Here is a 22,827-nt window from a genome sequence, read left to right on the forward strand (position 1 = left end):
AAAATCCTTTTATGCGCCGCGGCGAATAAAAGATTGTAACGAATAGCAGGAAATAGCTCCTAAAAAATTAAAAAATACATCAAATGGAAATCAAACAAAACATTCTAGACGCGGTAAATGAGTGGCTTACGCCAACATTCGATAACGCTACACAAGTGGCTGTGAAAGAATTGATGACTACTTCACCAAAATATTTAGAGGAAAGTTTTTATAAAAACTTAGAATTTGGTACTGGTGGAATGCGTGGTGTAATGGGCGTAGGAAACAATCGCATTAATAAATATACACTAGGAAAGAGTACACAAGGATTGTCTAATTACTTGCATACTGCGTTCCCAAACCAACCTTTGAAGGCCGTTATTGCTTACGATTGTCGTCATGATAGTGATACACTAGCCAAAATCGTTGCTGATGTATTTTCGGCAAATGGGATTGAAGTATATTTGTTTTCGGAATTGAGACCCACACCAGAATTGTCTTTTGCGGTAAAACATTTGGGATGCCAATGTGGTATTGTACTTACGGCATCGCACAACCCACCAGAATATAATGGATACAAAGTATACTGGCAAGATGGTGGTCAAATTGTTCCGCCAGAGGACAAAGGCATTATTGATGTGATTGAAAAATTGACCTACGATCAAATTCAGTTTACAGCAAATGAGGATTTAATTCATTATGTAGATACTGCTATTGATGCCGCATTCATAGCATCATCTATTGCAAATGCTAGTTTTAACACTTCGCAAACAGCAAAAGACGATTTAAATATTGTATTTACGTCATTACACGGCACCTCAATAACTATCATTCCCGAAACTTTGGCGCAAGCCGGATATAACAATGTACATATTGTAGAGGAACAACGCGAACCGAATGGCGATTTCCCAACGGTAAAATCTCCGAATCCAGAAGAACCAGAAGCATTGATCATGGCACTTGCATTGGCAGATAAAACCCATGCTGATATTGTAGTGGGTACAGATCCAGATTGTGATCGTTTAGGGGTTGCTGTGCGTGATAACAACGGTAAAATGACTTTGCTAAACGGGAACCAAACTATGGTTTTGATGACCGCATTTTTACTAGAGCAATGGAAAAAATCAGGAAAAATTAATGACAAGCAATTTATAGGTTCTACTATTGTATCAACTCCTATGATGATGGAACTTGCTACTAATTATGGCGTGGAATGCAAAATAGGTTTGACTGGTTTTAAATGGATTGCCAAAATGATCAAAGACTTTCCAGAGCTAGAGTTCATTGGTGGTGGCGAAGAGAGTTTTGGTTACATGGTAGGCGACGCTGTACGTGATAAAGATGCTGTTGCAGCAACCCTATTGGTTTGCGAAATGGCAGCTCAGGCTAAAGCCAATGGAAGTAGCGTATATCAAGAATTAATCAAATTGTATGTCGACAACGGTTTTTACAAAGAACACTTAGTATCCATCACTAAAAAAGGAATGGAAGGTTTACAAGAAATCACTCAGATGATGATTGACTTACGTGAAAATCCTTTGAAAGAAATCAACGGAGAAAGAGTCATTATGGTAGAAGATTACCAGTCAAGTATTGCTAAAAACTTATTAGATGGTACTGAATCAGCCATGACGATTCCAAAATCGAATGTATTGATTTACTATACGGAAGATGGCTCTAAAATATGTGCTCGCCCAAGTGGTACCGAACCAAAAATTAAATTTTATATCAGTGTAAATACTACACTTGAAGCGGTTGAAGATTTTGAAGAAGTAGAAGCAATTCTGGACCAAAAAATCGCCAATATAATTACTGCAATGCAATTGAACTAATGGATCCGAATATAAAAAAATTAATACCTTTTACAAAACCCTATCAATCACATATTATTTGGAATGTGATTTATAATATTTTGTATGCTTTGTTTAGCACGATTTCAATGCTGACTTTGTTTCCTGTATTGCAGGTACTTTTTGGCAAAACAGAAAAAGTATATGAACAGCCAATTTACACTGGAATAGGAAATCTTAAGGATTATGTAACAGAGTTCATTAATTTTAAAATATCCTCTTTATCAGATGGTGAAAGCACTGAGGTTGTTTTATTGTTTGTTGTAGCCATGGTCATCACAACATTTTTCATTAAGAATTTATTCAACTACTTGGCTTCCTATCACATCATGCACCTAAAAAACGGTGTTTTAAAGGATTTGAGACGCTCGATGTATGCCAAAATTATTGAATTGCCTATTTCCTACTATTCTGAAAAAAGAAAAGGAGACATGATGGCGCGTATGCTGGGTGATGTCAACGAGGTTCAAAACTCTTTTTTCTCCATTTTAGAATTGGTTGTAAAAGAACCCTTGACGATCGTTTTCGCTTTGGGAATGATGTTTGCCATTAGTACCAAATTGACATTATTTGTATTGATTTTTATGCCTATTTCGGGTTATATCATTTCTAAACTGGCTAAAAATTTAAGAAGCCAATCGATGGAGGCGCAAAAAGAAAGTGGTTCTTTAATTTCTGTGGTTGAAGAAACTTTAGGCGGTTTAAAAGTGATCAAAAGCTACAATGCCGAACCCACTTTTAAAGGTCGCTTTAATGAATCTGTAACCCGTTTGTTAAATTTGAACAACAGCATCGGAAGCCGAAATAACTTAGCGACACCCTTAAGCGAATTTCTTGGTGTAACTACAATAGCTATTTTACTTTTTTACGGAGGCCTATTGGTTTTAAATGACAAAACTCTTGATGGAGCTTCTTTTATCGTTTATCTAACACTGGCATTCAATATTTTAACCCCTGCCAAAGCCATTTCAAAAGCATCTTATTCTGTGAAAAACGGATTGGCCGCTGCTGAACGTGTTTTTGAAGTTTTAGATGTTGAAAACGAAATCACTTCAAAAGAAAATGCTATCCAAAAAGATACATTTGAATCTGACATTACCATTTCAAACATCAACTTCAAATACGAAGACGAAAAAGTGTTAAAGAACTTTTCGTTGGAAGTAAAAAAAGGACAAACTGTTGCGCTGGTAGGACAATCCGGTAGCGGAAAAAGTACCATTGCCAACTTACTAACTCGTTTTTATGATGTAAACGAAGGCACTATTTCTATTGATGGAACGGATATAAAAGATCTTGACTTACAATCACTGCGCAGTTTAATGGGATTGGTAACCCAAGACAGTATTTTATTTAATGATACCATCAAAGCCAATATATCATTAGGAAAACCAGATGCTACCGATGAAGAAATAATTGAAGCCTTGAAAATTGCCAACGCCTTTGAGTTTGTAAAAGATTTACCAAAAGGAATTTACACCAACATTGGCGACAGCGGAAACAAATTATCCGGTGGACAAAAACAACGTTTGTCTATTGCTCGTGCCGTTTTGAAAAATCCGCCAATCATGATTTTGGATGAAGCAACCTCGGCATTGGATACTGAAAGTGAAAAATTTGTGCAAGTAGCGCTAGAGAACATGATGCAAAACAGAACTTCAATTGTTATTGCACATAGATTATCCACAATTCAAAAAGCAGATGTCATTGTGGTGATGCAAAAAGGAAAAATTGTAGAGCAAGGAAACCATGAAGAATTGATTGCGCTACAAGGTGTTTACAATAAACTGGTGAGCTTACAATCGCTTGAGTAGTTAAAATCGACAACTCAGATTTGAGGTAAGACATTTCAGTATACATTTTTTAAAGGTTACGTAAGATAGCAATATATTTACGTAACCTTTTTCATTTAAAACAGTCTGTTATGCTATTCAAAATTATCTTAGTGCTGCACATTCTTTCTGGATTTACTGGTTTAATGTTGGGTACCGTTGTTTTAATTCGCAAAAAAGGCGATAAAATTCATAAAAAAATTGGCCTGATTTTCACCATAGCCATGGTCAGCACCGGTTTATGTGCCTTTTATTTGGCGTATGTACATACTAATTTATTTCTTTTTATAGTAGGTGTATTTACGATCTATTTGGCTATTACCGGATACAGAATGATTCAGTTAAAAAAAGCCCATTTAGGTCAGAAACCGCAACTTGGCGATGCAATACTTACGATTGCCATGTTGATCTGCTCAGCGCTTTTTTACTACATTGGCATCCGTTATTTACTAGCTAAACAAGTTTTTAGTATCGTATTTCTATTATTTGGAACTGCCAGTTTAAGATTGTGTTACATAGAATACAAAGCCTACACAGGTAAAGTTATCGATACCTTATACGGTTTAAAAAATCATATTGGCCGCATGACAGGTGCCTATATTGCAGCTTTTACAGCTTTTATCGTGGTCAACAATACTTTTTTACCAGATGTGTTAGCTTGGAGTTTACCTGGAATTCTAGGCGGTATTTTTATTTCAAGGTCTATCCAAAAATTAAAATCTAACCTAAATAAAATTTAATGATGAAAAGAATTTTTGCTTTAACATTATTCTTGAGCTTTTCATTTTCAAATTACGCTCAAAAAATAAAAATAGACACAATGGAACTAATAGTAGCAAATGGCAAAAAAATAACGCTAAAAAAACATGTTCTGAAATCATAAGTAAAAAAAAATGATGAACTTTACATAAAAGCATCTCCTATAAATTGTAGCTATGTACGTTAATAACACCTCGATTAAACTTCCTCAAGACCCGCACACAGTAGTATGGAAATACCTAGACCTATCTAAATTTCTGGATTTATTGCTTTCGCAAAAGCTATTCATGTCGCGCTCAGATAAGTTTGAGGATCAGTACGAAGGCACCTTTAGCGAACCCACTTTTGAGGAAATCAAAAAATTATCTCAAGACAATCCTGATTTTTTAAATTACTACAAAAAACATCGCGAAAAAGTAGCCATTAGCAGCTGGCACATTAATGAATACGAATCCTTTGCTATGTGGCAAATATTTACTCAAAACACCGAAGGGCTTGCTATTCAATCCACAATTGGACGTTTGCAACAGTCCCTTCAAATAGAAAAAGAGTATCAACAATACATAGGAGAAGTCAACTATATCGATTATAAAAAAGAGCACATTCCATTTGACGACTTGTTTTTTCCTTTTTTATTTAAAAGAAAAAGTTTTCAATATGAAGGCGAGGTACGCATCATAACTGATATTGGCGAAAGCGAAGTTAAAATCAATGAAGGTTTGAAAATAAACATTAACATTAATACCTTAATTGAAAAAATATACATTCACCCAAAATCCGAAAACTGGTATAAAAACTTGGTAATCCAACTGGTAAAACAACTCGGCTTTGACTTCACTATTGAAAAATCCGATTTAGAAAGTGAGATTTTGATTTAGAAAAACCAATTAAACTGGCTCATAAGTAGTAATCTTCCACTCTTTACTGGTCAAATCAGTATAATAATAATGAACCAAATCATTTTTATCAAATTGACCGTTTTTATTAGTATCCTCAACCGTTCTAAAATACAAACGATTGCGAGAGGCTAGAAGTTTCCAATCTATTAATTCCTCAAAGTCAGGCGAGATTTTAGTAAGACGCTCCCCGCTTATAGTACTCAAATGCAAGGATTTTATGTCGCTAGCATCTAATTTACCATCTTTGTTGGTATCCATATCAACCATAGTGTACACCATGATTTGGTTTTTGGTTCTATCTGCAACCGTTTTTAAATACGTTGCTGTTTGTATCAAAACGGGTTTATCCGTTAATTTAGTGATGGAGTCTGAATCAATTTTTTGGAATTTAATATTTTGTAAAAAACCTGTAATTTCATATTCTCCATAATTGGAAATCGTAAAACTCAAATCATTCACACTTGATGAACCATAACGCGATTTCACGCCACGATCACGAATACTCAAATCAGCAATAGGGTGAATTAAATAATCCGTACCTTCCATTTGCCAAGGCAAATCAGCTATTTGTATTTGGGTTGAGTCTGCCTTTACAATCGACTTTGGTTTATTAGTTGCATCGTAAGTCACTTTTGGCGTTGCTGCATCCTCTTTACAACTGGCTAAAAACAACAAAGCAATTCCTATAATGGCGATCTGTATTTTTTTCATGTCATTCTAATATTAAAACTCAAATGTAATCATTTTTAAAAATAGCTTCCTTATTCCAAGTACAATTTAACGAATAAAAAGAATGAAACTGGGTATTGAAAGCACCTTACAACTTAGCAGTCAACTTTACATTAAAAACTCTAGTGGTCATGTAGTTTGGTATTGCATATTGATTTTTAGAGTATACATCCCTAACCCAAGTATTTGTAATAGCATTTTGATTGTTAAAAAGATTAAAAATTTCTAATCCTAGAGCTAATTCTTTACAATTTTTAAATAAACCCGAGCTTCTTTTCCTTGTGGTGTTATCAATAAATACTTTAGAAAAGCCTACATCAACCCTGCGGTAATCATTCAATCGGTTTTGGTACAAATAAGGATCTGCGTATGATGGTGATCCTCCTGGTAATCCTGTATTGTAGACTAAGTTCAAATACAATTTTACACTTGGAATATTAGGCATGTAATCTTGAAAAAGCATCGCAAACTTTAAGCGTTGATCTGTGGGTCTAGCTATAAAACCCCTTTCATTGCTGTTTTCCTCTGTTTTTAAATACCCAAAACTGATCCACGATTCGGTTCCAGGTACAAACTCACCATTCAAACGAACGTCTACACCTTGGGCGTAAGCCACTGCATTGTTATTAGCTGCATACCTTATGCGTACATTATCAATAGTGTAGGTATTAGCATCAGTTATAGATTTGTAATACACTTCAGAGAGTAACTTAAAAGGACGATCCCACAATTTAAAACTGTAGTCATTTCCTAAGACTATATGAAAGGATTGTTGCGCTTTTGTATTGGGTTGTACCACACCGTCTCCATCCCTGAGCTCTCTATAAAAAGGCGGTTGATGATAAAGTCCTCCAGAAATCCGAAAAACAACATCTTGTTCCCAATTTGGTTTAATGGCAAACTGAGCCCTTGGACTTATTGTAAATTGAGACTTACCCAATGTGCTAGCGCCAGAAACTTCCCAATTGTGCATTCGGATTCCTGCATTATACCAAACTTCATTCGTTCCTAAATTTGATTTTAAACTCCATTGTCCGTAGCCTGAAAACCGATTTATAGAATTGAAATTTATAGCTCGTATATCTTGATATGGAACCAACGGTCCTGTGTAAGGAGTATAAGGCTGATCGTTTTTTGGCAAATTTAAAATTGGCGGATTCAATGCAAAACCAGCTGAATCAATAACTTCCCACTCTATTATTCGGTCTCTAATAGATTCACGAGTATACTTAACACCCCATTCTATTTGACTGTTTTTCCAGTCCTGAAATCCTTTTATTTCAGTATTTACAATTAAGGCATCAAGATCATTCCTAGCATGACTTAGCTGTGATCCAATACCTCTTGTGAATGAAACGTCACCTAGAGTTTCTGAACCAATATTAGTATCAACTTCACCCAGTCTATATTGCGCCAATATGTCAAAATACTCTTGTTCTAACGTATGAAAGATGGAACCTATAAATTTTAAAGTAAAATTATCCGATACATTAAATACTGATTTTATTGCTCCAAAATACGTATCGTATTTATCTTTTTCTTGACCTTCATAAAAAACCGTAAGTGCCATAGGGCTGTCTAGTGTTCCAAAATTTGAAACGCGTGATAAAGGACGATATTGGTATTTATTTTGAGAAATGTTACCTAAAAAACTCCACTGCCATTTGGACGAAGCCTGATAATTAATATTGGTTTGGATATCAGCAAACGTTGGTGTAAAATTAGTTTGCGTTTCCTGACTGTTCACAAGTAGTGAATTATTTCTATAGCGTAATCCCGTTACAGCTGACCATTTTTTATCTTTAGAAACCGCATCAATAGCAACGCTTCCGCCAAGAAAACTAGCTTCAAGGCTTGCGCCAAAAGTGGTTGGCTTTCTATAAGTAATATCTAATACCGAAGACAGTTTGTCTCCATACTTAGCTTGAAATCCTCCAGCAGAGAAATCGACATTATGAACCAAATCAGTATTGGTAAAACTCAAACCTTCTTGCTGACCTGAGCGAATCAAAAAAGGGCGATAGACTTCAATTTCATTCACATAAACTAAATTCTCATCATAATTCCCTCCACGCACAGCATATTGGGTACTTAACTCATTATTGGAATTAACACCTGGCAAGGATTTCAAAATGTTTTCTACACCAGCATTCGCACCCGGAATTTTTCGAATCATTTCGGGTTCTAGATTTACTATTCCCTGAACCACACTCCTATTGCCCGTTATTACAACCACTTCTCCCATTTGCTCTGCCTGGCTGTTCATTACAGGGTTAAATTCCTTTTGTTCATTAGCCTCAAGCATAAAAACAACAGTGATTTTTTTAAGAGAAACGTGTGTAAAAACAACTGTTACTTTTTGATTTGCAGGGACTTTAACATCATAAAAACCATTCTCATTAGACTGAGTATTAAAACCGTCAAATGTAATATTGACATTCTCTAAAGGTTGTTTGTTTTCATCCAAAACAATACCTCGTATCCTTGCCGTTTGTGCAGTTGCAGAAAAACCAAGACAAATAATCGATAAAAAAAGAAAGAATTTAGTAGTACTCAATTGATTTGGATTTATTTTTTCTGACCTCTATAAAAACGCGTTTCAAAAGTAGTTGAATTTCCCATATTATCAGTTACATCAACTTTTAAAACATTAGAACCATCTTGTAAATATTCATCTCTTAAAAAATGAGTGATTTTGCGGGTTTTATTATCATATTCAAAAAGCACCCATTTCCCATTCAAGTATCCGTTGTAGGTTTTAATTCCAGATAAAGCATCACTTATAGTAAGCTGTAAAGACTTTTGCTCATTAATCCATTTGCCTTCAATAGGATTAGCTATCGTTACTGTAGGCGCCACCGTGTCTGATAACAACTTGTAATTTCCTAAAACCTTCACTTTGGTAGAAAAAACACTATCCTTTCTGTAAGTAGAATTGTAACTTACTTTACCGCCCTGCACTTTACCTATAAACATTTTTTGACGTTGCTCCTCAGTACTTTTTGCATCTTTAATGGTAATTGTAAAATTTGAATGAGCTGGAACAGTATCATCATGCAAAAATAAAGTATCATTAACCACATTAAAATTCATATTGAAATCTTCATAAAAAGTGCCTGCAGGAAAAAAAACTGACATATTTCCAAGTTCAAAATTACTGTCATTTAACGCTTTTACAAAATATTTAGACTGCGGCTGATCAGTGCCAATAATTGTAGGTAACAAATCATAATGTATGGGTATAGAAATAGTTCTCTTATTACCAAAATAATCTGAAACTTCAATTCGATATAATGAGGCTAAGTTAGGAGAAACCTGTAAAACTCCTTTATTTTCATCTACTTCAATAAAACGCAAATCATAAGGAGCTTTCATAAAAAGTTTTTGTACCCGTTGTTGCATTTTTTTATAACGAGAATAATCAATTAAAGCATTGATATACCTCATGTCATTAAAAGAATAGGTGTTAAATGCATAACCAAAATTTGGTTTGCCGTTCAAAAAAGTCTGGACCTTATAAACACCATTATTATTAAATGATACATCATCAACGTCATGAGCCGTTATACCGAAACCTATAACGCCATTAGAAACAACTTTATCAGACAAGTAGGTACCATCTTTTTGTAAAGAAACATTTAATAACACAGGACGCTTCGCATTATTTACAGTGGTTTTACTATCTAGTGGATAGACATAAACACCCGTAACAAGTGGCTTTTTAGTGTCTTTTAAAAAAGTATCAAAACCAAAAAGTAGTGGATTTATAACAAATTCTGTTTTTGTATCTCTAAATTCAAAATGCAAATGCGGACCTTCAGAAGCTCCTGTATTACCAGACAAAGCAATAATGTCTCCTTTTTTTATTGGCAATTCTTCTGGTTTTAAAAACATTTCAATCTCAAAAGACTGTTCTTTATAGTGGGTGTTTTTAATATACGATTCAATGGCGCCTTCAGCTGTTTTTAAATGCCCATAAACAGAAGTATACCCATTAGGATGATTAATGTATATTGTTTTTCCATTACCAAAAGTAGAAATTTTAATTCTAGACACATATCCATCAGCTACGGCATAAACCTTCAAACCCTCCTTTTGTTGTGTTTTCAAATCAAAACCCGCATGAAAATGATTGGGCCTCAACTCACCAAAATTCCCAGACAATTGCATAGGAATGTCAAGAGGTGAACGAAAATAATCTTTTGGATAGTCATTTTGAGCCTGAATAGAGCTGCAAAAAAACACAAAAAGGGCAAAAAATCTCATAATTTACATTTTGGCTAAGATAAAAAAAAACAACGGAATCCAAATGAGAAAAACAAAAATGTAATCCGTTGAAATTGAGTACTTTAATTTATTTAATGCAAAAAAAATAATAAATTATTGCAAAATTAAAAAGGAATAGTAACTTTGTAAGATATGTAATGAAAAGGATAAATAATGAGTACAATTGCAGAAATTATTGATACTCTTGAAAATAAGGTTCTAAAAATTTTCAGCAAAATGAAAATTTTAGAACAAGAAAATCAAGATTTAAAAAACAAATTAATAAGGTCTGCAACCACAATACAAACTCAATCAAGAGAGATTGAGGCACTAAAAATGCAGTATGAAACACTCAAGATGGCAAACTCATTACTAGGCAGTGACGAAAATAAAAGAGATACAAAGCTAAAAATAAATTCATTAATTCGGGAAATTGACTACTGTATAGCTCAGCTATCAGATTAAGAAATATGGACGAAAAGCTAAAAATTAAAATATCAATCGCCGATAGAATCTATCCTTTAACGGTAGATCTTTCACAAGAAGAAGGTCTTAGAAGCGCTTCAAAAAAAATTGATATAATGATTAAGCAATTTGAAGAAAACTATGCTGTGCGTGATAAACAAGATGTTTTAGCCATGTGTGCGTTACAATTTGCTTCGCAAACAGAACAAAAACAAATTGACAATCAAATAAATGGCGAGGAAACCATGGAGCGAATTAAAAAAATTAACGCACTTTTAGACCAATATCTCGACAAATAAACGTTCTTTACAAAAACTAAGATACTGCCTACATTAGTTCATATTTGGTAAACTCAACACTAACAATTTAGAATGAGCAAATCATCGTTACTATAGCAAGCCAATTCAGTTTGGAAGCTTGAACAACGAGTTAGCTCAAAACTTGTCTTTTCGAGTTTATACAAGCAATCTAATGTAGGCTTTTTTTATATATAAATTTTAACAAACATGGACAACATATTAACGATCGTTATTACAGGAATTATAGGTATCGCAGCTGGTTTTGGGATAGCCAAACTAATTGAGAAAAGCAATATTTCAAACCTCATAAAAAATTCAAAAAAGGAAGCCGCATCCATACTTAAAGATGCAAACCTTGAAGCCGAAAATATTAAAAAAGATAAAATCCTTCAAGCAAAAGAAAAATTTATTGAGTTAAAATCTGAACATGAGCAAGTAATCCTGGCACGAGATAAAAAAGTAGCTGAAATAGAAAAAAGAATACGCGACAAAGAATCTCAAGTATCAAATGAACTATCAAAAGCTAAAAAGGTAAATGATGATTTTGAAGCTAAAACTCAAGAATACAGTTCAAAAATTGAAAATTTAGAGAAAAAACAAACAGAGATTGATCGTTTACACAAAAGTCAATTACAACAACTTGAGGTAATTTCAGGTCTATCTGCAGAAGAAGCAAAAAACCAACTTGTAGAAGGGCTAAAGGCTGAAGCCAAAAGTAAAGCGATGTCTCACATACAAGACACTATTGAAGAAGCTAAACTTACTGCACAACAAGAAGCTAAGAAAATCATCATTAACACGATTCAAAGAGTAGGTACTGAAGAGGCTGTTGAAAACTGCGTATCGGTATTTAATATTGAATCTGATGATGTAAAAGGGAGAATCATTGGACGTGAAGGTAGAAACATTCGTGCTCTTGAGGCTGCGACAGGTGTTGAAATAATTGTAGACGATACTCCAGAAGCAATTATTCTATCTTGTTTTGATCCTGTACGTAGAGAAATTGCTCGTCTAGCCTTGCATAAACTGGTTACCGACGGCAGAATTCACCCTGCAAGAATTGAAGAAGTTGTTGCAAAAACAGCTAAGCAAATCGATGATGAAATTATTGAGGTTGGAAAACGTACTGTAATTGATCTTGGTATTCATGGTTTACATCCTGAATTGATAAAAGTTGTGGGTAGAATGAAATACCGTTCTTCTTATGGACAAAATTTACTACAACACTCGAGAGAAGTTTCTAAGCTATGTGGTATCATGGCAGCGGAACTAGGATTGAATGTAAAACTAGCTAAAAGAGCTGGATTACTTCACGATATTGGTAAAGTTCCTGATACTGAAAGTGATTTACCACACGCCTTATTAGGAATGCAATGGGCGGAGAAGTATGGTGAGAAAGAAGAAGTTTGTAATGCGATTGGTGCGCACCATGACGAGATCGAAATGAAATCTTTACTTTCACCTATAATCCAGGTTTGTGACGCTATTTCAGGAGCAAGACCAGGAGCACGTAGACAAGTACTAGACTCATACATACAAAGATTAAAAGACCTTGAAGAAGTTGCTTACGGATTTAATGGTGTAAAAAATGCTTATGCTATTCAAGCCGGTAGAGAGCTTCGTGTAATTGTTGAGAGCGAAAAAGTTTCTGATGAAAATGCTGCAAGTTTATCTTTTGATATTTCACAGAAAATTCAAACTGAAATGACCTATCCTGGACAAGTAAAAGTTACTGTAATTCGTGAAACAAGAGCTGTAAATATCGCCAAGTAAAATATTTAATTCCATAAAAAAAATCCAAATCCCAATGCTAATTTATTGGAATTTGGATTTTTTTTTGAAGTTTATTCTCTACTTCCTAGGGTGAAAACTATTCATTACTTGTGTTAAAAATGTACGGTCTAGATGCACATAAATTTCAGTAGTTGTAATAGACTCGTGTCCCAGCATGAGTTGTATGGCACGTAAATCAGCACCATTTTCCAGTAAATGAGTAGCAAATGAATGTCTAAGTGTATGAGGACTTATGGTTTTGTTAAGATCAATTGTAACGGCTAAATTTTTTATAATAGTGAAAATCATAGCCCGTGTGAGTTGTTTTCCTCTTCTATTTAAAAAAAGAGTATCATCAAACCCTTTTTGAATAGAGAGATGGGTCCTCACAGTATTTTTATAGAGGAGAATGTATTTTTGAGTCACATCACTTATCGGAACTAAGCGCTGTTTATTTCCTTTACCCGTGATTTTGATAAAGCCTTCTTCAAAAAACAGATCTGATATCTTTAATGTTACCAACTCCGAGACTCTTAAACCACAACCATACAATGTTTCTAGCATGGCACGATTACGCTCTCCTTCATTTGAAGACAAATCAATCGCCTGTATTAATCCATCAATTTCTTCAACCGTAAGCGTGTCAGGAAGTTTTCGACCAGTTTTGGGCGTTTCAATTAGCTCCATTGGATCATCGTCGCGATAATCTTCAAAAACTAAATATTTAAAAAAGCTTTTTAAACCCGAAATAATTCGAGCCTGCGATCTCGGATTTACCTCTTTGGCAACACTGTAAATAAATTGCTGGATGATTTCGTCAGTTATTTTTAGAGGAGAAACAACAATTTCATTTTGGGATAAAAAAAGCAATAAACGCTCTAAATCAAACGAGTAATTCTCTACCGTATTCTTTGACAATCCACGCTCAATCTTTAAGTACGATTGATAACTTTTTATAATACTGTCCCAATTCATACTTACAAAGGAACGTATTTTTTAAGCATAAAAAAACCTCCTTTTAAAGAGGAGGTTAATTAACTATCTTAGATATATAATTTACAATTTGAAATTCACACCTAAATTTACAGAAGAGTAAGTTCCACCTTCTACAGATATTCCTTTGTAACCAAGATATACTTCTACTTTTTCAGTTTGATAACCAAATTTTGGTTGGTAATATACTCCACCATTACCTTCTCCTTCACCTAAATAAATTCCATATCCTAAATCTGCACCTAAAAATAAGTTATCCGTTAGAGAATATTGTGCTGTTGCAGCAACTGGTATAAATCCAGAATCTTCAGCTTTAATTTCTGCAACTCCAGCACCAGTGTTAATTTCAAAAGTTTTACCTAAGAAATTAGTATAACCTGAAGCAATACCAGCACTGAACTTATCAGCAACTTTCCAAGTGTAAGCAACATCTCCTCCGAAATTTACAGAACTGAAATCCTTTGCGTCTCCAGTTGTTAATCCTACATGAGCACCTAATTTAAAGTTTCCTTCTTGTGCATTAGCAAATCCGAAAGCAAATACAGCCGCAACTGTTAAAATAATTCTTTTCATTTTGTTGTTTTTTTTGTTTAATTATGAATCAAATATATATAAACCGTTATTTTAAAAAAAAATTTTTAATAAGATTTTTATATTACATGAAGATAAACTGCTGTACTAATTCAGATACACATTAATCATAAATATCTATCAATTAGCAACTTAATAAACATCCGTATCACGGAAATTAGTGAGGTAAAAAAAATTAAAAAAAACAAAATATTAAGTAAGAAAAATTTTAACAATACTATAGTATTAACATCGTTTTAAACCGCAAAAAGAACCTGTTTTAAATCAAAAATATAGCGTATTATTACAATTCAAAAATGAAACGCTTACTTGAAAGTTAAAAAAACAAAATTCTCACGAAAAAAAAAGGATAATTAAACACTACTTGGAACAGTTATTGAAACGTTAAAAATTGAGATTAGCAGCAATAATTTTAAAACAAAATAGTTTTTAAGTAATGTGCTTTATCACTAACAACAATAATTATAAAAATGTAAATTATGAAAAGAATACTTTTAGCAACAATCGTATTGTTTGCAGTTTCTGCTAACATGCAAGCACAAGCCATCAAGTTTGGATTGAAAGCAGGTTTTAATTACGCAAATCAGTCAGGTAGCGATATTGGCACTAGCCTTGTTGATTATAAAAAAGAGGCTATTACTAGTTATCATGCTGGTTTAATTGCTGAAATAAAACTGACCGATGGATTTGCTATTCAACCCGAACTATTATACTCAACTCAGGGTGCTTCCTATGAAAATGCAGGAGAAGAATTTAAAAATGAATTAGGATATATTTCTATTCCTGTAATGGCAAAATTCAGCCTTAACAACAGCATTAGTTTAGACCTTGGCCCTCAGGCCTCTTTTTTGTTGAGTGAAAGAAAAAATGTTGCTTTTAAAGAAGCTGAAACATTTGAATTTGGTGCAGCGGCTGGTTTGACCCTAAATGTTACTAAAAATTTATTCATTCAAGGTCGCTATGTACTAGGATTAACCGAAGCAACTAAAGATGCTGAAGTTAAAAATTCAGTAGTCCAGCTATCAGCTGGTTTTAAATTTTAACCAAACCTAAAATTAAATTGCAAAACCGTTCTATAAATTAGAACGGTTTTTTTATTTTTACCAAAATCAGAATTATGAAAATAGGCATTATCAATGGTCCAAATTTAAATTTATTAGGAAAACGCGAACCTGAAGTTTACGGAAACCAAACATTTGAAGACTATTTTAACACATTAAAAGAGCGTTTCCCAGCAATTAACTTTTCTTATTATCAAAGTAATATTGAGGGCGAATTGATTGATAAAATTCAGGAATTTGGCTTTTCATTTGATGGTATAATTCTAAATGCTGGAGCATACACACATACCTCCATAGGTATAGGAGATGCTGTAAAAGCAATAACAACGCCTGTAATTGAAGTTCATATATCAAATACATTTTCTAGAGAAAGCTTTAGACATCAATCCTATATTTCTGGAAATGCCAAAGGTGTCATACTAGGTTTTGGTTTGCAAAGTTATGATTTAGCTGTACTTTCTTTTGAACAAAAATAATTAACAATACCTTAAGTTATTGTTTAACAAATAATTAATAACCTATGTAAAAAGTACTGCTATTTTTGTGGAAGAAAAAACTTTCATGAAAAAACACTACCTGTTACTCTTATTAGTTTCTACATTTTTTTGCAATGCACAAATAAAAGGAAACATCACTGACGAAAAAGGCAATCCATTAGCATTTGTAAACATCTTTCAAGAAGATACTTATAATGGAACTACCTCAAACGAATTAGGGAATTACGAATTTAATGTGCTTCCAAAGGGAAAACAAACCTTAGTTTTTCAATTTTTAGGATTCAAAACTCAAAAAATTATTATTGAAACCGCAAAGTTGCCTTATACTTTAAATGTAAAACTCGTTGAGGAAAGTTTTTCTCTTAATGAAGTAATCATTAATACTAAAAGTAATCCCGCCATTGCCATTATAAAAAATGCCATTGCAAACAGGGATTCTAATACTAAAAACACCAATAAATACCGTGCAGATTTTTATTCCCGTGGTATATTTAAGCTGAAAAATGCTCCAAAAAAAATACTTGGACAAAAAATAGGCGACTTAAATGGTGCATTAGACTCAACAGGAACAGGGATTATTTCTTTATCTGAAACATTTTCTAAAATTATTTATGAAAAACCCAATAAACTCAGTGAAATAGTAGTGGCATCAAAAGTAAGTGGCAATAATAATGGCTATAGTTACAACACCGCTCGATCTTCATTTTATGATTTTTATGATAATACAATTGACTTTGGCATAGCAATGATTTCGCCAATTGCCAGCAACGCATTGAATTACTACAATTACAAACTAGAAAGCACTTTTTTTGATGACAAAAATAAGATGATCAATAAAATTAAGGTTAGTGCAAAACGAGATAGCGAACCTGTTTTTGAAGGATATATCTACATTGTTGAGGATTCTTGGGCTATTTATGCCGTAGAACTTGACATTAAAGGATATAGAATAAAAGAAGATTTTCTTGATGTAATGACTTTAAAACAAAATTTTAGTTACAATAATAATTCGAAAATTTGGACGAAAAACACCCAGAGTCTCGAGATTACAGCAGGAGCCTTTGGAATTAAATTCAACGGAAAATACAACTATGTCTATAGTAATTATGAATTTGTAACTTCTTTTGCTCCCAAAACGTTTACCAATGAAATTACAAAAATTGAGCTGAACGCAAATCAAAAAGACAGTACATTTTGGAATAGCAACAGACCAATTCCATTGACTAGCGAAGAAAATTTAGATTATTACAGAAAGGATAGTATTTACACCGTTCGAAATTCAAAAAAATACTTAGACTCCATTGACAAAAAAAATAACAAATTTAATCCACTCAAACTGCTAACTGGATATACATTTAAAAATAGTTCCCAAAAATATAGTTTTAGTTATGCTGGGTTGGTCAATATAGGTTCTCTTAGTTTTAATACTGTTCAGGGGTACAATCTTGATTCGGGTTTTAGATATACAAACTGGAAAAATCAAGAAAAAAAAGGAATTTATACTACACTTAGCACAACGTTTAATTATGGTTTCTCAGAAGATCGTTTGCGTGTAACGGGGCAATTCCTTCATAGATTTAACAATCAAAATTATGCTACCGTTTATGCAACAGGTGGAAGCTCAGTAAAGCAATTCAACCCAAATGAACCTATTAGTAAAGCTATAAACAGTGTAAGCACTCTTTTCTTTAAAAACAATTTCATGAAATTGTACAACCTAGAATCTATGGCTATTGGGTTTACACAAAATATCGCAAATGGCATCAACCTGAACAGTAAGATAGAATACCAACAACGCAAACCTTTACTAAACACCACTGATTTTTCACTGTTTAATAAATCTGATTTTCATACATCAAATAACCCCTTGGATCCTACTAATTATAGTTCATCTGCTTTTGAACAACATCATTTAACTAAATTAAATCTGTTTTTCAAAATCAATTTTGGCAATAAATATTCCTCTAGACCAGATGGCAAATTCAACATTAGAAACGAAAAATATCCAACGCTTTATGTAGCCTATGAGAAAGCCATTGGCGCAAGCGATAAAAAATATGAATATGACTATGTCAACCTTCGCGCTACTTATGATTTAAAATTAGGAAACAAAGGAGCTTTAGGCATAAATATGAAAGCAGGTGCGTTTATAAATGCTCAAAATATTGCTTTTATGGATTACAAGCATTTTAATGGAAACCAAACAAGTATAGGTCAAGATGAACGTTATTTGAATGTTTTTAACTTGCTACCCTACTACTCTAGCAGTACTAACAATCGCTTTGCAGAAGCCCACGCTGAATATAATGACAAAGGGTATATTATGAATAAAATTCCACTATTGAATAAATTAAAAGCTACTTTAAATATAGGAGCTCATTCACTTTCTATACCAGATAAGAAACCATATTCTGAAATGAGTATTGGTCTAGATAATATAGGAATTGGGAAATTTAAAATGTTTAGGATAGATTATGTTCGCTCCTATCAAAATGGTTTTAAAGGTGACGGAGTGGTATTTGGACTTAAATTTTTAAACATAATTGATTAAAACAGTAAATAGTTTTCTCTCGAAATAAAAATTCACAATACATAAAAAAGGCACCTGAAAATAATCTAGGTGCCTTTTTTATTGGTGTAAATTTACTCATGAGGTTCTACATGTATCAAAACATGTCCTAATTCTGGGATTTGTTCTCTTAAGGTATCTTTGAGTTTATGAGCAAGGTCATGACCTTCCTTTACGGTTATATTTGAGTTGACTGTAGCATGCAAATCAACATGAAATTGCATACCTGCCTTTCGGATAAAACATTTTTCGGTATCTAAAATTCCGTCAACTTGAACAGATACCTCTCTAATATGTTCAATCAAGTCATCGTATAAATGTTCATCCATGATTTCGCCAAGAGCAGGTCGGAAAATTAAATAACTATTATACAATATAAATCCAGATGCAAAAAGTGCTGCCCAATCATCAGCTGCTTCGTAACCATTCCCTAAAATTAAAGCAATAGAAATCCCTAAAAAAGCAGCTACCGAAGTGATGGCATCACTCCTATGGTGCCAAGCATCGGCTTTTAATGAAGAACTATTAGTCTCTATACTGCGTTTCATAACTACTCGAAAGGAATACTCTTTCCAGATAATTATGGCGCCAAGAACAATTAGTGTCCAAGGCTTAGGCAATTGATGCGGTGTACCAATATTGATTATGCTTTCATAAGCTATAATTGTTGCCGAGGTTATCAAAAACCCCACTACCAAGAACGTAATCAATGGCTCAGCCCTACCGTGTCCGTAAGGATGATTCTCATCAGCAGGTTTATTGGAATATTTAATTCCGAACAACACTAAAAATGACGCAAAAATATCTGTTGTAGACTCGATAGCATCAGCAATCAAAGCGTATGAATTGCCAAAAAAACCTGCAAATCCTTTTATAATGGCCAGTATTGTATTGCCCACAATACTAAAATAAGTAGCCCTAATTGCTGTTTGTTCTCTTGACATTTGTTTCGTTTAAAAAAGAATCGTTTAAATAAACCACTTGCTTTTTTGTATTGCTAGATGGTTTACTTAAACGATATATTAAGAATTGAGTACGTTTACGCTCTAACGATTTGAGCTCCAATAGCTCTCAAACGTTCGTCAATACGCTCATACCCTCTATCTATTTGTTCAATGTTTTGTATGGTACTTGTTCCTTTTGCAGAAAGTGCGGCAATTAATAATGATATACCAGCACGAATATCTGGTGATGACATAGTTGTAGCCTTCAATTGTGATTTAAAATCATGTCCCATAACTACAGCACGGTGTGGATCACATAACATGATTTTAGCACCCATGTCAATTAGTTTATCAACAAAAAACAAACGACTTTCAAACATTTTTTGGTGAATCAAAACATCACCTCTTGCTTGTGTAGCCACTACAAGTACAATACTCAATAAATCTGGTGTAAATCCAGGCCACGGTGCATCAGCAATGGTAAGAATAGAACCATCAATATCAGTTTTTACTTCATACCCATTTACATGAGCAGGAATATAAATATCATCTCCACGACGCTCTAGGGTAATTCCTAATTTTCTAAATGTATTTGGGATTACTCCAAGGTTATCCCAACTAACATTTTTTATAGTAATTTCAGATTTTGTCATGGCAGCAAGACCAATCCAACTTCCTATTTCAATCATATCTGGAAGAATTCTGTGCTCACAACCACCTAAGCTTTCTACCCCTTCAATAGTCAATAAATTTGATCCTACTCCGGTAATATTTGCGCCCATTGAGTTCAGCATTTTACACAATTGCTGTAAATAAGGCTCACAAGCAGCATTGTATACCGTTGTTCTTCCTTTTGCTAAAACGGCTGCCATTACAATATTTGCAGTTCCCGTAACTGATGCTTCATCTAATAACATATCAGCTCCAACTAATCCGTCAGCAGCTTCTACACCATAAAAGTGATCCTCTCTGTTGTATCTAAACTTAGCTCCAAGATTTATGAAACCTTCAAAGTGCGTATCTAATCTTCGTCTTCCAATTTTATCTCCACCCGGTTTTGGAATATATCCTTTACCAAAACGTGCCAAAAGCGGTCCTACAATCATGATAGATCCTCTAAGTGATCCACCTTCTTTTTTAAAAGCTTCGGTCTCCAGGTATTGAATATTTACCTCATCTGCTTGAAATGTGTAAGAACCAGAACCTGTTTTTTGAATTTTAACACCCAAATTACCTAATAAAGTGATCAATTTATTAATGTCAATAATATCTGGAATATTATTAATAATAACTTTTTCAGGTGTTAATAAAACAGCACACAATATTTGTAATGCTTCATTTTTTGCACCCTGTGGAGTGATTTCTCCTTGAAGACTAATGCCTCCCTCTATTTTGAAAATTCCCATCTTTTAAGGTTATGAGTTATAAATTATTTAATTGTAAGTAATGATTTTAAAAAAAGTGACGAAAACGTAAAAAGATAATAACTGTATAATTAAATTACAACGGTTTTCTATTTTGGTTTTTATGAGGTAGGTTTGGCTTACCTGTTTTCAAATTTTTGTTGCTTAAAATTTTAGGTTGACCAATAGGAGCTATTTTATTAGAAACTCGTTTATTAGTTCTCAACAAATCAGTAGTATTAAGCAATTCTTCTGAACTTTGAATTAAATTCAATTTTCCATCAGAGAGTTCATACAAGTGCTCAAAGATTACATCATCTTTTACCGTATCTTTATTCCAACTTAAATATGATTTTTTCATGTGGTTGGCAATTACTTTTACCAATGCTTTTTTCATATCGCCATCTTCCCATTTATTGGCAACATCAATCATATATTTAATGTTATTACCGTAAAACCTATATTTAGGAAAATTTTGTGGGTATTTTAAAACATCCGGCTTTAACTGCAATACTTCTCGCGATGGTATAGGATAAGGAGAATCAGCAACTAGTTTAAAATCAGACATGATAAACAACTGATCCCATAATTTATGTTGAAAATCTGGGACATCCCTTAAATGCGGATTCAAGCTCCCCATCACCTGAATGATATACTTTGAAGCCTTATTACGCTCCACATCGTCTTGAATGTTTGTAGCCAAGTCTATGAGCTTTTGCAAATGTCTTCCGTATTCTGGAATTATAAGATGCGACCTTTCGGCATTGTACTCAAGATGATGCACTACATCATTTGAATTTTCTTTAATATATTTTGAATTCATGTTTTGAATGTATCTATTTTAATTCGGTTGCATTATCGAGAAGTTCACCCAATCGAGAAGCACATCAAAAATTATGTTTTTATAAAGAAATAATGCCTTCAATTGTAGAAACTTCCAAGTATTTATCTACAATTTCTTGTGAGTTTTTCATGGTCACATCAATGGATATGCTCGTAAACTTACCCGTTTTAGATTTTGTTGTTTTGATGACAGCACCCATACAATCAAAAGCAGTCTGTACTTTTTCAATATTTTTAGCATCACTTGGCACTATAAATTTAAATAAGTATTCTGCAGGCCAAGTATTATTAAGGTCTAACTCTACTTTTAATCGATCATAAAATTCTTCAGTCTTTTTATCCATTTTGATTTAAAATAAAGGCAAATATACGGTTTCAACCGTTAATTATGAATTTTTGATTTGTGAATTTTTATCTATTTGCATTTTATATGTGCTGAATTTTTATAATCCCAATAAGTTTAAGTAAATTTGCCCCTTATTTTTTAAAAGTGCAAAAAGAAATCATTGTTATCATAGGTGGTCCTGGTACAGGAAAAACTACTATTATAGACGGACTGGTCGCAAAAGGCCATTGCTGTTATCCTGAAATTTCACGTGAAGTTACCATGGAGGCAAAAAAACAAGGAATAGAACAATTATTCCTTGAAAAACCATTGCTTTTTAGTGAATTATTGCTTGAAGGCAGGATAAAACAATTTTATAACGCTCAAAACGAAGCTCATAATGTAGTTTTTATAGACAGAGGAATCCCTGATGTCTTGGCTTACATGCACTACATAGGCGATAGTTACCCTGCAAGTTTTGATATGGCCTGTAAAGAACACACGTACTCAAAAATATTCATCCTACCACCTTGGGAAGAAATTTATATTAGTGATGATGCGCGATACGAGAATTTTGAGCAAGCGAAACTCATTCACAGTCATCTTATTGAAACATATAAAAACTATGGCTACGATTTGATTGAAGTTCCGAAAGACACAATGGAAAATAGAATTCATTTTATCTTAAACACTATCTCGAATTAGTTGCATCAACAAGGAGTTTTAATTTTTCATGGTAATAAAACAGATACT

Annotated in this window: 20 protein-coding genes and 1 other RNA gene; 12 read left to right on the forward strand and 9 right to left on the reverse strand. The window is 33.4% G+C overall.

Features of this window, described 5'->3' with window-relative positions:
- Positions 1–83 precede the first annotated feature (83 nt).
- The 4 genes from K5V07_RS10965 to K5V07_RS10980 all read left to right on the forward strand — a co-directional run bounded on the left by K5V07_RS10965 (position 84) and on the right by K5V07_RS10980 (position 5,295).
- Positions 84–1,811, forward strand: coding sequence for a phospho-sugar mutase (locus K5V07_RS10965; protein WP_221917512.1), 1,728 nt, complete (start codon positions 84–86; stop codon positions 1,809–1,811).
- Positions 1,811–3,640, forward strand: coding sequence for an ABC transporter ATP-binding protein (locus K5V07_RS10970; RefSeq protein WP_221917513.1), 1,830 nt, complete (start codon positions 1,811–1,813; stop codon positions 3,638–3,640). The genes K5V07_RS10965 and K5V07_RS10970 overlap by 1 nt, the downstream gene beginning before the upstream one ends.
- 110 nt (positions 3,641–3,750) lie before the next feature.
- Complete coding sequence (locus tag K5V07_RS10975; RefSeq protein ID WP_221917514.1) at positions 3,751–4,398, forward strand: hypothetical protein; 648 nt, start codon at positions 3,751–3,753, stop codon at positions 4,396–4,398.
- 195 nt (positions 4,399–4,593) lie between these two features.
- Positions 4,594–5,295 (forward strand): hypothetical protein, encoded by a 702-nt coding sequence (locus K5V07_RS10980; protein ID WP_221917515.1) that lies wholly within the window; start codon positions 4,594–4,596, stop codon positions 5,293–5,295.
- Between the two features lie 9 nt (positions 5,296–5,304).
- Here the strand turns inward: K5V07_RS10980 and K5V07_RS10985 are convergent, their stop codons facing one another.
- The 3 genes from K5V07_RS10985 to K5V07_RS10995 all read right to left on the reverse strand — a co-directional run bounded on the left by K5V07_RS10985 (position 5,305) and on the right by K5V07_RS10995 (position 10,311).
- The gene (locus K5V07_RS10985; RefSeq protein ID WP_221917516.1) at positions 5,305–6,027 is read right to left on the reverse strand and encodes a hypothetical protein; all 723 of its coding nucleotides are present in this window, start codon (positions 6,025–6,027) and stop codon (positions 5,305–5,307) included.
- Positions 6,028–6,133: 106 nt separating this feature from the next.
- On the reverse strand, positions 6,134–8,602 hold the full coding sequence (locus K5V07_RS10990; RefSeq protein WP_221917517.1) for a carboxypeptidase-like regulatory domain-containing protein: 2,469 nt from the start codon (positions 8,600–8,602) through the stop codon (positions 6,134–6,136).
- 11 nt (positions 8,603–8,613) lie between these two features.
- Entirely contained in the window at positions 8,614–10,311 is a 1,698-nt protein-coding gene (locus tag K5V07_RS10995; RefSeq protein ID WP_221917518.1) for a M23 family metallopeptidase, read from the reverse strand.
- A 174-nt stretch (positions 10,312–10,485) separates the two neighbouring features.
- On the opposite strand from K5V07_RS10995, the gene K5V07_RS11000 reads away from it, so the two are divergent.
- The 4 genes from K5V07_RS11000 (at position 10,486) to rny (ending at position 12,848) form a co-directional block, all read left to right on the forward strand.
- Positions 10,486–10,776: a hypothetical protein gene (locus K5V07_RS11000; protein WP_182648191.1), complete on the forward strand. Its 291-nt coding sequence runs from the start codon at positions 10,486–10,488 to the stop codon at positions 10,774–10,776.
- Positions 10,777–10,781: 5 nt separating this feature from the next.
- Positions 10,782–11,075, forward strand: coding sequence for a cell division protein ZapA (locus tag K5V07_RS11005; RefSeq protein ID WP_086455282.1), 294 nt, complete (start codon positions 10,782–10,784; stop codon positions 11,073–11,075).
- 51 nt (positions 11,076–11,126) lie between these two features.
- Positions 11,127–11,233, forward strand: a non-coding RNA gene (ssrS, locus tag K5V07_RS11010) — 6S RNA.
- Positions 11,234–11,282: 49 nt separating this feature from the next.
- The gene (rny, locus tag K5V07_RS11015) at positions 11,283–12,848 is read left to right on the forward strand and encodes a ribonuclease Y (protein ID WP_144888928.1); all 1,566 of its coding nucleotides are present in this window, start codon (positions 11,283–11,285) and stop codon (positions 12,846–12,848) included.
- Positions 12,849–12,926: 78 nt separating this feature from the next.
- Here rny and xerD read toward each other — a convergent pair whose 3' ends face one another.
- Both xerD and K5V07_RS11025 read right to left on the reverse strand, forming a co-directional pair.
- Positions 12,927–13,823, reverse strand: a complete 897-nt coding sequence (gene xerD, locus K5V07_RS11020) for a site-specific tyrosine recombinase XerD (protein WP_221917519.1) — start codon at positions 13,821–13,823, stop codon at positions 12,927–12,929.
- 81 nt (positions 13,824–13,904) lie between these two features.
- Positions 13,905–14,414 (reverse strand): hypothetical protein, encoded by a 510-nt coding sequence (locus K5V07_RS11025; RefSeq protein WP_182648187.1) that lies wholly within the window; start codon positions 14,412–14,414, stop codon positions 13,905–13,907.
- Between the two features lie 497 nt (positions 14,415–14,911).
- Between K5V07_RS11025 and K5V07_RS11030 the strand changes: the two genes are divergently transcribed.
- From K5V07_RS11030 to K5V07_RS11040, 3 genes are all read left to right on the forward strand, one after another.
- Entirely contained in the window at positions 14,912–15,475 is a 564-nt protein-coding gene (locus K5V07_RS11030) for a porin family protein (protein WP_221917520.1), read from the forward strand.
- Positions 15,476–15,549: 74 nt separating this feature from the next.
- Positions 15,550–15,969, forward strand: a complete 420-nt coding sequence (locus K5V07_RS11035; protein ID WP_221917521.1) for a type II 3-dehydroquinate dehydratase — start codon at positions 15,550–15,552, stop codon at positions 15,967–15,969.
- Between the two features lie 85 nt (positions 15,970–16,054).
- Entirely contained in the window at positions 16,055–18,541 is a 2,487-nt protein-coding gene (locus K5V07_RS11040) for a DUF5686 and carboxypeptidase regulatory-like domain-containing protein (RefSeq protein ID WP_221917522.1), read from the forward strand.
- A 92-nt stretch (positions 18,542–18,633) separates the two neighbouring features.
- Here K5V07_RS11040 and K5V07_RS11045 read toward each other — a convergent pair whose 3' ends face one another.
- From K5V07_RS11045 to K5V07_RS11060, 4 genes are all read right to left on the reverse strand, one after another.
- Positions 18,634–19,503, reverse strand: a complete 870-nt coding sequence (locus K5V07_RS11045; protein ID WP_221917523.1) for a cation diffusion facilitator family transporter — start codon at positions 19,501–19,503, stop codon at positions 18,634–18,636.
- A gap of 95 nt (positions 19,504–19,598) precedes the next feature.
- On the reverse strand, positions 19,599–20,909 hold the full coding sequence (murA, locus tag K5V07_RS11050) for a UDP-N-acetylglucosamine 1-carboxyvinyltransferase (RefSeq protein ID WP_144888936.1): 1,311 nt from the start codon (positions 20,907–20,909) through the stop codon (positions 19,599–19,601).
- A 94-nt stretch (positions 20,910–21,003) separates the two neighbouring features.
- Positions 21,004–21,729: a DUF4290 domain-containing protein gene (locus tag K5V07_RS11055; protein ID WP_221917524.1), complete on the reverse strand. Its 726-nt coding sequence runs from the start codon at positions 21,727–21,729 to the stop codon at positions 21,004–21,006.
- Between the two features lie 79 nt (positions 21,730–21,808).
- A complete protein-coding gene (locus K5V07_RS11060) occupies positions 21,809–22,093 on the reverse strand; it encodes a DUF493 family protein (RefSeq protein ID WP_086454935.1) in 285 nt (94 codons plus the stop codon).
- A 146-nt stretch (positions 22,094–22,239) separates the two neighbouring features.
- Here K5V07_RS11060 and K5V07_RS11065 point away from each other — a divergent pair, with 146 nt between their 5' ends.
- Entirely contained in the window at positions 22,240–22,779 is a 540-nt protein-coding gene (locus K5V07_RS11065; protein ID WP_221917525.1) for an AAA family ATPase, read from the forward strand.
- The last annotated feature ends 48 nt before the right edge of the window (positions 22,780–22,827 follow it).

Source organism: Flavobacterium sp. CHNK8, from assembly GCF_019774515.1.
In the GTDB taxonomy this organism is placed as follows: Bacteria; Bacteroidota; Bacteroidia; order Flavobacteriales; family Flavobacteriaceae; genus Flavobacterium; species Flavobacterium tiangeerense.

Coding starts and splice junctions, on each gene's coding strand:
- K5V07_RS10965 (WP_221917512.1), top strand. CDS start 84: ATGGAAATCAAACAAAACATTCTAGACGCGGTAAATGAGTGGCTTACG.
- K5V07_RS10970 (WP_221917513.1), top strand. CDS start 1,811: ATGGATCCGAATATAAAAAAATTAATACCTTTTACAAAACCCTATCAA.
- K5V07_RS10975 (WP_221917514.1), top strand. CDS start 3,751: ATGCTATTCAAAATTATCTTAGTGCTGCACATTCTTTCTGGATTTACT.
- K5V07_RS10980 (WP_221917515.1), top strand. CDS start 4,594: ATGTACGTTAATAACACCTCGATTAAACTTCCTCAAGACCCGCACACA.
- K5V07_RS10985 (WP_221917516.1), bottom strand. CDS start 6,027: ATGAAAAAAATACAGATCGCCATTATAGGAATTGCTTTGTTGTTTTTA.
- K5V07_RS10995 (WP_221917518.1), bottom strand. CDS start 10,311: ATGAGATTTTTTGCCCTTTTTGTGTTTTTTTGCAGCTCTATTCAGGCT.
- K5V07_RS11000 (WP_182648191.1), top strand. CDS start 10,486: ATGAGTACAATTGCAGAAATTATTGATACTCTTGAAAATAAGGTTCTA.
- K5V07_RS11005 (WP_086455282.1), top strand. CDS start 10,782: ATGGACGAAAAGCTAAAAATTAAAATATCAATCGCCGATAGAATCTAT.
- rny (WP_144888928.1), top strand. CDS start 11,283: ATGGACAACATATTAACGATCGTTATTACAGGAATTATAGGTATCGCA.
- xerD (WP_221917519.1), bottom strand. CDS start 13,823: ATGAATTGGGACAGTATTATAAAAAGTTATCAATCGTACTTAAAGATT.
- K5V07_RS11025 (WP_182648187.1), bottom strand. CDS start 14,414: ATGAAAAGAATTATTTTAACAGTTGCGGCTGTATTTGCTTTCGGATTT.
- K5V07_RS11030 (WP_221917520.1), top strand. CDS start 14,912: ATGAAAAGAATACTTTTAGCAACAATCGTATTGTTTGCAGTTTCTGCT.
- K5V07_RS11035 (WP_221917521.1), top strand. CDS start 15,550: ATGAAAATAGGCATTATCAATGGTCCAAATTTAAATTTATTAGGAAAA.
- K5V07_RS11040 (WP_221917522.1), top strand. CDS start 16,055: ATGAAAAAACACTACCTGTTACTCTTATTAGTTTCTACATTTTTTTGC.
- K5V07_RS11045 (WP_221917523.1), bottom strand. CDS start 19,503: ATGTCAAGAGAACAAACAGCAATTAGGGCTACTTATTTTAGTATTGTG.
- murA (WP_144888936.1), bottom strand. CDS start 20,909: ATGGGAATTTTCAAAATAGAGGGAGGCATTAGTCTTCAAGGAGAAATC.
- K5V07_RS11055 (WP_221917524.1), bottom strand. CDS start 21,729: ATGAATTCAAAATATATTAAAGAAAATTCAAATGATGTAGTGCATCAT.
- K5V07_RS11060 (WP_086454935.1), bottom strand. CDS start 22,093: ATGGATAAAAAGACTGAAGAATTTTATGATCGATTAAAAGTAGAGTTA.